Below are 13,414 nucleotides of genomic sequence, written 5' to 3' on the forward strand. Positions count from 1 at the left end.
GACGACCAACTTTGCCAGAGTTGTCTTTATCGGGTGCCACGCACGGGGCGCACTCAACCCTATCCTCGACGCGGCCTTCTGCGCATTTGGCCGTGCTTGGCGCGTCTCGCCTGCCTGCTAGCGGTGATCCGGCAAACCCGATGCCGGATACTCTTCACGCTCCTAACCCAGGCCACGCAGAAAAGTTAAGACCCATTTCCATCTCGCGTACAAACTCGCTCGATGCATTGGGGCTTAAGGTAAGAGCAGGCGGATAACGGGCAACGGTGCGATTCGCACGGACCGCACCTATCCCGTCCAGAATCATTGTCTGATGTCACGCACAGCAAAATATAAATCCCTGTTTTTTAAATTCAAGAGATAACCTCCGTGCACATTTTGAAATGCGCCGCTCTGTCCAAGTCCGTCAAAATTGAAACCAACACAGAAATACTGATGCTTTCCTTCTTTGGCAACACTCCATTGCGCTAGTGTCGGATTGAATGCCGTTGGCTTAACCTCGTCGTTATTTCCAATGGGTATGGCCTTGGACAGTTGATAAATCTTTCCAGAATAAATTAATGCCTTATCTGATTTTCTTTCGGCGTAGCCAATATCGACACCCTCATATTTGAAGATATAGCCGGCATTGAATCCGTCAGCATAGTCATCCTCCTGGAAAATTTCGTCGACGTTAATGTTTCGGATGGTAACGGAGGGCGCGACTGCCCGTGCCTGAAGGCAACTTTTAACCAGGTTTTCGCTTGGGGGGGCAGCCCATCCGATACTGGATGCAACCATGATTATTGCGGCGAACGCGCTTTTCATCGATATTCACTCCCACCCGTAACGTCCAGGTATTGCTGATTGTATTTCCAAAAAATTGTCCCGCCGATGCCTGCTGTTGAATCGTAAACGTGGTCATAACGTCCCGTTTCGACTTTTTCAGTTTTTACTTTTTTGGTTTTTTTATCTTTGGTCTTTACGATCTTGTATAAAATTACCAGTTTAGTAGAATCCTTGATGTCATATATGTTATGACTTGGATCGGTAATTTTTATGCCGTGTCTTACTTTAAAATGGTTGTCATAGTTTGACTTAATATCGGCGCCATCCCAAAAATAAGCGCCGTTCGATTTATCTGGGCCGCCCGCCAATGCGTTGCGTGCGGCTGCGATTGCAGCCTGCATGGCAGGATCCTTCCCAATCTGATCAGCCGTCGCCTTCATCATTTTGTTGTAGCGGGCGTTGCCATCACCAATCACGAATGAAAATGTTGGATCATTTTTTGTGAACGTGGCCATGTTGGAATAACCGCGGGAGTCGCGTTGCCGCACAAGGACGCTAGCGATAGCCATCATTTCATCGGAATTGTCCTGTAAAGATGCTTCTCCGTAAGCCATTGCCGCAAGTTGCTTCGTCTGCGCATCAATAGGCTGTGCCGCCGCCGGAGCGCTTGCGGGCAGTTGTGTGTCGGAGGGATTGGAACTGGTCATGCGCTTTTCCTTGCTGAGTCTCCTGCGATCCACGTGACTAGTTTCAAGGAAGGTTGCCCTGAAACGCTCACTGTTTCGCCGGAGGAATATTGGCCTTTCTTCGTATGGAGATCGCCGTCGCTATATAGGTCGTAGTGGTAGCCTTCGACCGGCGTGGTGCCGTTCTCCATTAACACGAAACTCTGTTCGACAATCTCTTCATCATCAGCAGCAGCGACGGGAAGAGATGGCAAGGCATAGCTTATGTCCGCCGGCCCGTTGAAGCTATGTTGACTCCCCTTGATATCAATCTTGCCCGGTGCATGAATTTCGATGTTGCCGTCCTTGATGCGAATGTATGCGCCACCCGATGTCAGCAGGATTTCCTGCTTCGCTGCGGCCTCAATCTTTTCCGTCGCGGACAGTAACTTCACCGTCTTCTGTGCCGTCAGTTCGATGTTGTCCGAGTGCGCCTGGATTTCGACCTTACCCTTGGCCGCGAAGAGCTTCATCCCAGCGTTTTGCACAAACAGGCTGAGCTTTTCCGCAACGCTCGCAATGAGCGATTTACCAGTAGCGATATGTGTGCTCTGTCCACTCACAAGGTTGGTCTGTGCGTCGCTGGCGATGTGAACAGATTTCTGCGTGGACAAGGCGATGCCGGAAGGGCTACCGACCAATATGACTGGTTCCTTGAACGCATTCGCGTTTCCGGTTCCACCGCCCGCTGTGTTACCGCCTGACGACGAACCCGACACGCTGTTCTGTGTCGCGTCCGTGTATGACTTCAGCGAGTCGTAGCCATCTTTGAGGCTTTCTGCCTGATGTGTCGTGCTGGCATTCGACATCGCTTCCAGCACGCTTTCCGAATTCACTAACTGTGAGGTTGTTTGCCGTGCATCCATTGGCTGTTCGGTCGACGGGTAGGTTGTGACATACAGGCCCTGGCCCGCACGCACCGCGCCGTAAGCATCCGATTTCAGGTCGAAGCCACTGCCGAGATAGGCCCCGCGAGTGTTGCCGGTCTGTGCGATCAGGTAACCCAGATGCAAATGTGCGTTTGTACTCGTTGAATAAAGCTGAACACGGTTCTGACCACTGGAGTCGTCCATCACCATCTGGTTGTAGCCGCTGCCTTGATATTCCTTTGACTTGTAGCCCGATAGCAGACCGTTGGAATGCCAATGCGGTTTCGTCGCGCCGTTGTAAACACGGCCTGTTACGAGGGGTCTATCGCAATCGCCGTCTATCCAGCTAATCAGGACCTCTTCGCCGACTCTCGGCACATGCACACCACCGTACCCGCCGCCGGTATCGGACATCGCGACGCGCACCCAACACGATGCTTTCTCGTCGCCGCTATTGAGCCGATCCCAATGGAAGCGAATCTTGATCCGATTCAGCGGATCGGTATAGACCTCTGCATTCGCAGGGCCGACAACAGTTGCCGACTGCAAGTGCATTGCTGGCTTGTGATGTTCGAAGGGGCTGCGATATGCAACCACCTTGCGTTGTGCTTCGATCTCAACGAAAAAGAAACCTTCGCTGCCATCCGCGTGTGTGACTTTCAGACCGGCATGGTTAGCTTTTACAGCGGCGAGTTCGCTCTTCAGACTGTGCGGGAAATCGGTAGCCTGACTGGACACCGGCAGATTGTTTTCGATGAACCAGGCGGTTTCGATAATCGCAAACTGGCGGTTTTGCTGGCTATCTGTCGCATGGCCGGGATGATCATCCAGATCGAACCAGCGACCCGCATCGGCACCACGCACACCGCCTGAGCCATAGAACCGTTTTGCCCGCGACTCCCACTCTTCCATACGGATTTTTGACAGCGCATCGCCCCTGTCCTGTTTGCTGTAGGTATAGGCTCCCGTGTATTCATACACTTCAGTCTGCTGGGGTAAGTTCCCCTGCGTGGGTAGTGTCGGAACGTTGGTGCCCTTCGGATTAAAGGACGAGCCCGGTGCCTTGTAATCGAAGGTGCGCGTTGTGAGCGTCGTGCTCTGAAGTGTTCGCGTTCCCGACCACTGCACTAGCGCATCGGCTTCGCTATTCGTGCCCGCGCGATAGAACTCAACACTCTGCAGCGAAAGTGGCTGGAACGTGTCCACGCTGTCCGTGAGGATGAATGTATGGGACTGTCCGTCGCTGGCCTGCTCGAAGTATCCGAATAGCCCCTCGTTTTCCATCAATCGGTGGACGAAATTCCAGTCGTCCTCGTATTGCATGCAGAACGAACGCGAGGGCAAGGGCTTGCTCAGGGCAAAGCGAAATGCACCCTGAGCCTGCGGATGTATGTTGAAGACGTCGGTCAGGATTTCGTCGGCTGGCTTGTCCTGCCAGATTCGCGCGTCTTTACGGAAGCGCAGAAAGTGCATCCACGATGCAAAACCGATCTGATAACTCGTCAAGCCACTGTCCGATCCGAGACGACGCGCGGTATGCACATAACCGTGATGAGGCAGATAGGACCTATCGGTCTGCTGAACCCAAAGCGTCACCGGTTGGGCGATCAGTTTCTTGAGTTCAATCGTATCGGAGGTAGACACGACATCAACTGTGAACTCATAGTAACGGCCAATTCGAGAATGACCAACGACTCGCTGGGGCACCAGGACATTATTTCCCAGTGACGTATCCAGCTTCAGCAGGCGATCACTCTGGACGAGTCCGCCAGTTATTGCCCCGATTATGTCCTGCGCTCCCATACAGCCTCTTCGTGTTAGCTAAACGAGCGACCGCGCTCGGCGCGATTTTACGAAACTCCAGACCGATGGACCAGATGTTCGATGCCCGTAAGTGTGAAGTGGCATAAATTTATGGAAATTAAATATGTGCTCGGCATACCCACGGATTTTTCAAACGATCTTTCCGATGTCTTTTCGGTCATCTCGCATTGACGGCATTTCGGGGCGTCAAGGGCAACGGCGGCTTTTGGGCGAAATGGATTAAGGCGCTTTGTCTGCTTGGTACCTTAAACGCAAAGTGGGTGGCGCTATTGCCGCTCACGCCGTCTCCCTTGAATCGATTCCCCCTTGCCTAATCGCGACACAATTTTGCACGTTTGAGGTGCATCGATTCGCACACTTCCGATGACCGCGCCAGCCCCCGCCCGCCAGGCGTGGCCGACGAAGCCTGTACAATCCCGGCCTCGCGGCTGTTGCGCTGCACCACACCGGCCGCACGAGTTTGAATCGCATTTTTGGCGCGGCAATCATGCTTGCCCGGATTCGGCTCCGTCTTATTCAATACCGTAGAGGAACACCCGTAATGAAGATGAATTGGCGAAACATGGCTGCGCTCGCGCTGTTCGCGACGGCAACGGCCGCGGCAGGCTCCGCATCCGCGGCGGATCTCAAGGAAGTGCGTTTCGGCGTCGAGGCGTCGTATGCGCCGTTCGAATCGAAGTCGCCGTCGGGCGAACTGCAAGGTTTCGATATCGATGTCGGCAACGCCGTGTGCGCGAAGTTGAAAGTGAAATGCGTGTGGGTCGAGAACGCGTTCGACGGTCTGATCCCCGCATTGCAGGCGCGTAAGTTCGACGCGATCAACTCGGACATGACGATCACCGAACAACGCCGTCAGGCGATCGACTTCACCGATCCGATCTACACGATCCCGAATCAGATGATCGCGAAGAAGGGCAGCGGTCTGCTGCCGACGCCGGCTTCGCTGAAGGGCAAGCACGTCGGCGTGCTGCAGGGCACGATCCAGGAAACCTACGCGAAGGCGCGTTGGGCGCCGGCCGGTGTCGACGTCGTGCCGTATCAGACGCAGGACCAGATCTACGCCGACCTGGCGTCGGGTCGTCTGGACGCGTCGTTCCAGGACGCGGAGGCCGCTTCGAAGGGTTTCCTGAAGAAGCCGCAGGGTGCGGGCTTCGACTTCGCGGGTCCGGCTGTGAGCGACGAGAAGCTGCTCGGCGCGGGCGTCGGCTACGGCATCCGCAAGGGCGACAAGGCGCTGAAGGACGAGCTGAACCAGGCGCTGAAGGCACTGAAGGCGGACGGCACGATCGACCGTCTGGCCGCGAAGTACTTCGATGTGAAGGTGGTGTTGAAGTAAAGCGCCGATCGAAGCAGCACGCTGCTTCGGATGGACAGCAAAACGGCAGCGTGAGCTGCCGTTTTGCTTATGAGGCGGCACTGCGTCTTTGCATCGCCGCGCCTCATTGTCAGGGCATCGCCCAACAGCAACTCACCTGCAACTCACCGTGCGTTCACCTTCGGCTGGTCGAGATAATCGAACACCACCTCGCCGAGACCGAGCGTCAGGTCGGCGAGCAGATGCCGCGCCTCGACGATCTCCAGCACCGGCAATTCCGCGACCGGCGCCAGCGCGTGCGGCGCCAGTTCGAGCGCGGCCGGACCGGTCCATGCGCCTTTCAGATCGATGTCCTGCAGGTAGTAACGCACCAGTTCGCAAATGCGCGGCGTGCCGTCCACGTGCGGAATCACCTTCAACAGAAAGTTCGGCGTTTCCAGGCGCTTCTTCTGCTGCGCGAGGTCGAGCTGCCGATGCTTGTAGCCCATCGTGCCCGTGGCGATTCGCACCGGGCCGTAATCGAGCGTGCCGACGAGCGTGTCGGTATGAACCGATAGCACCGGACTCGCGAGCTTCTTCGGAAAGCCCCACAATTCGCGACCGCCGGCGATCGGCGGATGATCGTCCAGATACATGGCGAGCGTGTAGCCGCCCGCCACGCCGTTATACGACACCGGAATCACCTGGCCGCTTTCCGTGTAGTCGCCGAAGCCGGTCGAGTCCGGCATACGGATGAACTCGTAGTGCACCAGCGGCTCACCGATCTCGAGCGGCTCGGGTACCACCGCGCGCAGTTTGTCCGGGTCGGTGCGGTAGGTGATGATCAGGAACTCGCGATTGATGAAACGATACGGGCCCATGGGAAATGCCGGGCTCGTGATCGGCATCGCGAAGGCATTCGACAGCACGCTTTTGACGTCCATATTTTTCCTTGGTGGTTAAAGGCAGGAGGAACGCTGTTGCACCGCATCACAGTATCGTCGATTCCGCGCGGTAGCTCTTTCCGACGTCTCTCCAATTATTTCGAGATATTGCTTCATTGACATGTCCGGGCATGGCGCGCTGCGCTAAAATCGCCGGGCGCATCGCGGGCGCCGCGGGTCTTTGGACCTTGAACGGCGTGCGTTGAATGCGGCAAAACCAAAATACAGCAGGCGGCGCCGGGTGGCGCTGAGCGGGGGATGACCTGAATGACCAACGTCGCAATCGAGAATCCGAGCCACACCAGCGCTGCGGACGATGCGCAACTCAATGCCAGCTTCGCGCGTCAGCCGATCCTGAATCGTGATGGCATGCTGTGCGGCTACGAAATCAAGGTGCTCGAGCCGGCAGTGCCGGTGAGTGCGGACGCGGCGAATACGCCGGCGGACGCCACGAGCGCCGCGGCTGATGCAATCGCTGCAACTGCGGCGGCTGCACAAGCCGGAACCGCAACCGGAACCGAAGCAACTCCCGACACTGACGCCGACGCGCAAGCGAACCGCGCACCCGATCCCGCACAGTTAGTGATGCGAGCCGTGATTCGCGGCTTGATCCACGGCAATCTGCGTGGCGCGCTCACGGGTCATCCGGCTTACGTCGATGTAAGCCGCGAGATGCTGCTCGACGATGCGATCCTGCGCTTGCCCGCCGAGCGCTTCATGCTCGAACTGTCGCCGTCGATGGTCGTCGACGACGCGCTGATTCTGCGCATCGTGCAACTGCATGGCCGCCGCTATCGCTTCGTGCTCGACGACGTGATCCAGCCCAACGAAACGTTCGCCAAACTGCTGCCGTACGTCGACGCCGTGAAGATCGACATCGCGCGTGCGCCGGCCGCGTTGCTGCCGAAACTGGCGAGCGTGCTGAAGTCGGCGGGCAAGCTGTTGATCGCGACGGGTCTCGATGCGCAGGCCGACTTCGAGACCGCGCATGGTCTCGGCTTCGATCGTTTCCAGGGTTACTTTTTCGCGCGTCCGCAGACCTCGATGACGCGTCGTGTCAGCGCGCCGCGTCATGCGTTGCTGAATCTGCTGCAATTGCTGGCGGGCGAGCCGACCGTCGCGCAACTCGAAGCCGAGTTGAAGCTGAATCCGGTGCTCGTGATGCATCTGATGAAGCTGGCGAATTCGAGCGGCCTGGCAGTCGGCCACAAAGTGACGACGCTGCGCGACGCGATCAACGCGACCGGCACCGACCGTATCGCGCGCTGGACGCAGTTGCTGCTCTACGCCGACGGCCGCAAGGTCGCGCTCGAAGACGATCCGTTGCTGCAACTTGCGGCGACCCGCGCGCGCTTCATGGAACTGGCAATCGAACGCCTACCCGAAGCCGGTCGCGACGAAGCCGACGCGGCCTTCCTGACCGGCGTGTTTTCATTCGTCGACGCGGTGTTCGGCGGTTCGCTCGAAAGCACGCTGAACGTGCTGACGCTGTCGCGTCCGATTCAATCCGCGATTCTGCAGCGCGAAGGCGTGTTGGGTCTGTTGCTGAGCGCGGTCGAGGCACTCGAGCGCGGCGCGTGGGACGAGATCGCCATGCTGTGCGAGCGTCTGACGCCGTTGACGGTGGAAGAGGTCGCGCAGATGGGACTGGCCGCGGGCGCATGGGCCGGTGTCGCGGATCGCAGCGCGGAAGGGCTGGAACGCATCGAGGATTGAGCGTCGCGGAACGAAGGCGTTCGATCGTAAAAGGCTGAAACAGCAAGGCCGGCATGCGCTGCATGCCGGCCTCGGCACATCTGTTGAAACCCGGCGTCGGGCAAATCCAGAATCAGGAGAGTGAAGCGTGGCGATTAACGATCTCGCCAGGTCTTCACATCGTCTCCATTTCCCGCATCTGCCCCAGGCCGAAAAAACGGCCTAACTCCTTGGCCAATTCATTCAGGACGCTCATTTCCTTTTGAGAAATTCGTCGTGGCTCCTGCGTGTGAGACCAGTCGCCGTAGAGTAGCGCGACCGTCTGATCGCTTTCGTCGACCACCGGTAGCAGCACGAAGGCGCGGGCGTCGTCGAACGAGCGGCGGAACCATTCCGGCAGCCGCGCGACCATTTTCGGATCGCGCGCGTTCTCGATGAAGATGCCCACCGAGTTCGCGATCGCGAGATGGAACACGTCGGGCTCGAACGCGGTGTTGAAGCTCAGTCTGGGGAGCGCCGCGTCGATCTTCGGACCCAGGCCCAGGCGCGCCTTGAACGTGCCGTTGCTGTGCTTGACGAACACCACCGTGCGCGCAAAGCCCAGGCCGGCCAGCACGGTTTCGGCCGCGAGCGCGAGTGCCGGCGCGAGCGGGCTGCCGTCGGGCAGGCCGCGCAGATCCTCGACGCCGACCGCGATGCGATCTTCCGGGCTGAGCGCTTCGCGGGCAATCGCGTCCGCGTTCGCGCGCAACTCGACGATCTCGGCCATCACGCCGTCACCGCCTTCTTCGCGGGCGAGCGCGAGGCTCATTTCGAGCAGCACTTCGGGGTCGGTGTTCAGGACGCGGCTATATTCCTGCGCCAGTTCGGCGATGCGTTGCTCGCGCTCCCAATCCGGCATGTTCTGCTGGGTGAGCACGCCGGCCACCGCCGTCGAGTAATTGGTGATGGCGCGCAGCCACTGCACCTGACGCGGCTGTTCGGTATCTTGCGGATCGAACTCGCCCATGCCCGAGCGGATCATGTCCGGCAGGCGCCAGCGCACCGCGGCTTCTTCGCCGATTTCGTCGAAGGTCACGCCGAGCACCAGCACGCAGGCATCGGTTTCGAGCGTGCCGGCGTCGATATGGCGGCGAATCTGATCCCACTCCGCGTCGAGATAGAACACCACCAGCAGCTTGCCGATCTGCCGCATCAACGTGCACACCACCGCTTCTTCGCCGGCGCGCAGATCGCCGCGCTCGGTCAGCTTGCGCGCGACGCAGCCCGACAGCAGGGTGCGGTTCAGTTCGAGTTTCGCGTCGATGCGGCGCGGCGCGCTGTGATGGAAGTGATCGACGATCTTCAGGCCAACCACGAGGTGGCCGACCGCGTCCATGCCGAGCACCATCAGCGCGCGCGACACCGTGGTGATGTTGCCGCCGAACGCCATATACATCGCCGAGTTGGCGAGTCGCAGCACCTTTTGCGTCAGGGCGAAATCCGACAGGACCACCTGCACGAGGCCGGTGAAGTCGAGGTCGTCATTGTTCATCGCCGCCATGGTGGTGCGCAGCGATTGCGACAGCATGGGGAAATCGCCGCGCTCGCTCATTCGCGTCCAGAGCCGGTCGAGCACCGCCGCCTTTACCATGTGAGTCCCGCCAAAGCCATACATGTTCCAATGAGTGCCACGCCAGTCCTGGTAGACCGGCTTGTTCCGCTGCATGATCCGCTACCTGAGCGCTCGACCTGCATTGCTACGCGGTATGCAAGTGAAGCGTGCGCGCTTCGAAACGCTGCGCGAGTTCGTCGGAGGGCAACGCCTTGCAGACTAGCCACCCCTGAATATGGTCACAGCCCATCTCGGTGAGCAGCGCGCGCTGCTCTTCCGTTTCGACGCCCTCGGCGACCAGTTCGAGATCAAGTGTCTGCGCCAGTCCGACGACCGCGCTAACGATTGCCTGATCGTTCCGGGAGGTTAGCAGATTCTCGACAAAACTCCTGTCGATCTTGAGTTTGGCCAGGGGGAATCGTTGCAGGTAAGCCAGACTCGAATAGCCGGTGCCGAAATCGTCGACCGCAAAACGGATGCCCATCGCCGTCAATTCTTCGAGCAGACCCTTGGCGTGCGCCGGGTCGTGCATCAGCAGGCTTTCGGTGATCTCGAACACAAGGCGGCGCGGGTCGATGCCGGTCAGCTCGATCGCTTCGCGCACCGAGTCCTTGAAACGCGGATCGCGGAATTGCTGCGGCGACACGTTGACGGCGACGTATTGCAGCGAGATTCCCTTCGCGTCCCACTGGATCAGTTGCATGCAGGCCACCTTCAACACCCAGTTGCCGAGGAAGTTGATCAGGCCGATCGATTCCGCGAGCGGAATGAACATCGACGGCGGCACCAGACCGTGTACCGGATGCAACCAGCGGATCAGCGCCTCGACGCCGACCACGCCGTGCGTGCGGCTGCTCGTGATCGGCTGGAAGTGCAGTGAGAATTCGCCATTGCGCACGCCGTCGTACAGATCGGCTTCGAGCTTCAGACGTTCGGCGTCGGCCGGGTTGTCGTCCGGGACATAGAAGGCGAGCGTGTTGCCGCCGGCCGCCTTGGCCTGCAGCAACGCATGGTCGGCCCAGCGCAGCAGATGGGTGTCGTGGCTGGCGTTGTCGTTGGCGTGGCGCACGTCCGGATAGAGCGCGATGCCGATGCTCGCCGACAGGTGAACCTGCTGGCCGCTATACACATAGGGTTGCTGGATCGCGGTCAGCAGACGCCGCGCCAGCGCCTCGGCGGCGGCCGCCGCGTCGGTGCGGTTGGCGGCGGGTTTGACGAGAATCGCGAACTCGTCGCTGGCCACGCGCGCCACTGTCTCGTTGGGGCTCGTCATGTTCAGCAGACGTCGCGACGTGTCGCGCAGCATTTCGTCGCCGGCATCGTAGCCGAGCGCGCGGTTGACGCGCTGATAGTCGTCGAGGTCGAGCAGCAGCAGGGCGGTCGGCGTGCCGTGCGCGTCCGCTTGCAGTTGGGCGTCGAGCAGCGCGGGGATCAGCGCCGACTGGTTGGCCAGATTGGTCAGGCGGTCCAGATGCAGCGCCTGGGTCAGACGTTCCTCGGTTGCGCGCCAGGCGGACACATCGAAGCCGGCGATCGCATAGCCGTCGGTGCCGTCGTGGCTGCTTCGCACCACGCGCAGTTCGACGGTGATCGGGTAGGTCAGCGACTTGATCAGGCCCAGCGTGGCTTTCTCGACGTTGCCGGTGGTCGCCGCGAGCGTCAGCAGCGCGTCGAGGCGCGGCACGTCGGCCGCTGCCACCAGATCGTGCAGCGTGATGGTCTCGAGGTACTCGCGGTGATAGCCGATGAAGCGCAGGCTGGCATCGGAGACGTAGATGAAGCGCAGCTCGTCGTCGATGTGCGCCAGCAGGTCGACGGCGCCGACCACCTGTTCCAGTTGCGCAGCACGGCTCGAGGCCGTCTGCGGTTTGACGTCCGCACGCCGGCCGAACGCACGAAGCCGGTCCATGACCGTGCGCAAGGAGCCCCGGCGGGGCGCGGTGATCCTGTTCGCTTCCATGTTTGTCGCTGGCAACCTGTATTCGTCTGCAGGCGGGGCGCTTTGCTCGCCGCCGGGATCGGACGGCCGAAAGGTTATCAGGCCGCCCCATCAGAACGAGATAACGACCGTCGGCGGGAAATCTTTAGCCGCTACTAAAAAAAACACGCGGTAAGGGAACGGCGGCGTCGATTCCATTAAAGTGGGATGGCCGGTTGTCCGTTAATGATTCATACCCGTTGTGCGGTACGACTGTGAGGTTGTTGCCGCGTCGTTTTCTGAATACTTGCTCCTGTGATCCATGTCTGAACGCCAATCTGTCTGGGCCATCCCCCGACTCGAGGTGCTTGACTCAACCGCCGAGCACGCCGAGCAGGCGTCCGCCGCGCAGTTTGTCTACCTCGGCCGCCAGCCAATCCTCGATCGCCACGGTGCGCTGAGCGCCTACGAGCTTTTGTTCCGCGCCGGCGCGCATAACTATGCCGAAGTCACCGACGACGCCCAGGCGACCGCCCAGGTGGTGGCCCGCGCGATCGGCGGGATCGGCGTGCAGGCGGCGCTGGGGCTGCATCGCGGCTTCGTCAATATTGACCGCGCGCTGCTGTTCAACGACATCGTCCATCTGATGCCGCCCGAGCGCTTCGTGCTCGAAATCCTCGAAACCGTGAAATTCGACGCGCACCTCGCGCGCCGGCTGGGCGAGTTGCGCCGGGCTGGGTTTCAGGTGGCGCTCGACGACGTGGTCGAACTGACGGACGACGTGCTCGCCGCGTTGCCGTATGCGGATATCGTCAAGATCGACTTTTTGCTGACCGAGCGGGCCGCGCTGCCGAAGCTGGCGTCGATGCTGCGGGCGCAGGGCAAGACGCTGATTGCGGAGAAGGTCGAGACGCGGGAAGACTTCGAGCTGGCCCGCGATCTGGGCTTCGATCTGTTTCAGGGGTATTTCTTCGCGCGGCCGCAGGTGCTGGCCGCACCGCGTAACCGGTCGCCACGGCCGGGCTTGCTGCGGCTGCTGGCGTTGCTGTCGCGCGATGCGGGGATCTTCGAGCTGGAAGCGGAGCTGAAGCTCAATCCCAGCGTGGTGGTGCAGTTGATGCGGCTGGTCAATTCGAGCGCCTTCGGGTTGGGGCGGAATATCTCGTCGTTGCGCGAGGCGATCATTGCAACCGGGACGCGGCAGATTGCGCGCTGGGCGCAACTGCTGCTGTATGCGGATAGTGGCGATCTGCCGTGGCGCGCCGATCCGCTGGTGCAACTCGCTGGTACACGGTCGCGGTTTATGGAGCTGGCGGCGGGGTGGCTGCGGCCATCGGATGACGATTTTGCCGATGCAGCCTTCATGACCGGGATTTTTTCGCTGGTGCATGTGGTGGTGGGCAGCACGCCGGCGGTGGTACTGGAGAAGCTGGGGCTCGCGCCGCCGATTCGTGATGCGATCGTGTCGCGCAGTGGGCCGCTCGGTGCCTTGCTGCGGCTGGCGGAGGCGGCGGGCGAGGGGATTGATGCGGCGGAGATCGCCGCGGCGGTCGATGCGCCTGCGGGGTTTGCGGCGTTGACGCCTGAGGTGCTGGCGGAGTTGAATCTGTCGGCGGCGGCCTGGTTCGGGGCGCATATCGAAGAGGCGGCTTGAGCGGGGGCACGGGTTATTGCGTCGCCGCATTGTTGCTTTGTTGCTTTGATTCGGGCTTTGCTTCGGGTTGTGGCTCGGGCTTCGGGTTAAACCCGCGAGCTTATATTCCCTTTCTTTTGCATCCCTTCG

Annotated in this window: 9 protein-coding genes; 3 read left to right on the plus strand and 6 right to left on the minus strand. The window is 60.1% G+C overall.

Annotated features, from left to right (window positions below; all coding sequences use genetic code 11):
- Positions 1-303: 303 nt before the first annotated feature.
- From HWY05_RS07790 to HWY05_RS07800, 3 genes are read right to left on the minus strand one after another with little or no spacing between them, the layout of a single operon-like run.
- Complete coding sequence (locus tag HWY05_RS07790) at positions 304-807, minus strand: hypothetical protein (protein WP_176057969.1); 504 nt, start codon at positions 805-807, stop codon at positions 304-306.
- A complete protein-coding gene (locus tag HWY05_RS07795) occupies positions 804-1,475 on the minus strand; it encodes a hypothetical protein (RefSeq protein ID WP_176057970.1) in 672 nt (223 codons plus the stop codon). The genes HWY05_RS07790 and HWY05_RS07795 overlap by 4 nt, the downstream gene beginning before the upstream one ends.
- Entirely contained in the window at positions 1,472-4,165 is a 2,694-nt protein-coding gene (locus HWY05_RS07800) for a type VI secretion system Vgr family protein (RefSeq protein WP_176057971.1), read from the minus strand. Before HWY05_RS07800 ends, HWY05_RS07795 begins: the two co-directional genes overlap by 4 nt.
- 562 nt (positions 4,166-4,727) lie before the next feature.
- Here HWY05_RS07800 and HWY05_RS07805 point away from each other — a divergent pair.
- A complete protein-coding gene (locus HWY05_RS07805) occupies positions 4,728-5,522 on the plus strand; it encodes an ABC transporter substrate-binding protein (RefSeq protein ID WP_035551072.1) in 795 nt (264 codons plus the stop codon).
- A gap of 143 nt (positions 5,523-5,665) precedes the next feature.
- On the opposite strand, the gene HWY05_RS07810 is transcribed toward HWY05_RS07805, so the two are convergent.
- Complete coding sequence (locus HWY05_RS07810; protein WP_176057972.1) at positions 5,666-6,424, minus strand: acetoacetate decarboxylase; 759 nt, start codon at positions 6,422-6,424, stop codon at positions 5,666-5,668.
- 267 nt (positions 6,425-6,691) lie between these two features.
- On the opposite strand from HWY05_RS07810, the gene HWY05_RS07815 reads away from it, so the two are divergent.
- The gene (locus HWY05_RS07815) at positions 6,692-8,140 is read left to right on the plus strand and encodes an EAL domain-containing protein (protein WP_176057973.1); all 1,449 of its coding nucleotides are present in this window, start codon (positions 6,692-6,694) and stop codon (positions 8,138-8,140) included.
- A 154-nt stretch (positions 8,141-8,294) separates the two neighbouring features.
- Here the strand turns inward: HWY05_RS07815 and HWY05_RS07820 are convergent, their stop codons facing one another.
- Positions 8,295-9,752 (minus strand): HDOD domain-containing protein, encoded by a 1,458-nt coding sequence (locus tag HWY05_RS07820; RefSeq protein ID WP_035551064.1) that lies wholly within the window; start codon positions 9,750-9,752, stop codon positions 8,295-8,297.
- 106 nt (positions 9,753-9,858) lie between these two features.
- Complete coding sequence (locus HWY05_RS07825) at positions 9,859-11,673, minus strand: sensor domain-containing phosphodiesterase (protein WP_035551062.1); 1,815 nt, start codon at positions 11,671-11,673, stop codon at positions 9,859-9,861.
- Between the two features lie 280 nt (positions 11,674-11,953).
- Between HWY05_RS07825 and HWY05_RS07830 the strand changes: the two genes are divergently transcribed.
- Positions 11,954-13,285, plus strand: a complete 1,332-nt coding sequence (locus tag HWY05_RS07830; RefSeq protein WP_176057974.1) for an EAL domain-containing protein — start codon at positions 11,954-11,956, stop codon at positions 13,283-13,285.
- Positions 13,286-13,414 lie beyond the last annotated feature (129 nt).

Origin of the sequence: Paraburkholderia sp. BCC1876 (assembly GCF_902833695.1) — a bacterium.
Taxonomy (GTDB): Bacteria; Pseudomonadota; Gammaproteobacteria; order Burkholderiales; family Burkholderiaceae; genus Paraburkholderia.

Coding starts and splice junctions, on each gene's coding strand:
- HWY05_RS07790 (WP_176057969.1), bottom strand. CDS start 807: ATGAAAAGCGCGTTCGCCGCAATAATCATGGTTGCATCCAGTATCGGA.
- HWY05_RS07795 (WP_176057970.1), bottom strand. CDS start 1,475: ATGACCAGTTCCAATCCCTCCGACACACAACTGCCCGCAAGCGCTCCG.
- HWY05_RS07800 (WP_176057971.1), bottom strand. CDS start 4,165: ATGGGAGCGCAGGACATAATCGGGGCAATAACTGGCGGACTCGTCCAG.
- HWY05_RS07805 (WP_035551072.1), top strand. CDS start 4,728: ATGAAGATGAATTGGCGAAACATGGCTGCGCTCGCGCTGTTCGCGACG.
- HWY05_RS07810 (WP_176057972.1), bottom strand. CDS start 6,424: ATGGACGTCAAAAGCGTGCTGTCGAATGCCTTCGCGATGCCGATCACG.
- HWY05_RS07815 (WP_176057973.1), top strand. CDS start 6,692: ATGACCAACGTCGCAATCGAGAATCCGAGCCACACCAGCGCTGCGGAC.
- HWY05_RS07820 (WP_035551064.1), bottom strand. CDS start 9,752: ATGGTAAAGGCGGCGGTGCTCGACCGGCTCTGGACGCGAATGAGCGAG.
- HWY05_RS07825 (WP_035551062.1), bottom strand. CDS start 11,673: ATGGAAGCGAACAGGATCACCGCGCCCCGCCGGGGCTCCTTGCGCACG.
- HWY05_RS07830 (WP_176057974.1), top strand. CDS start 11,954: ATGTCTGAACGCCAATCTGTCTGGGCCATCCCCCGACTCGAGGTGCTT.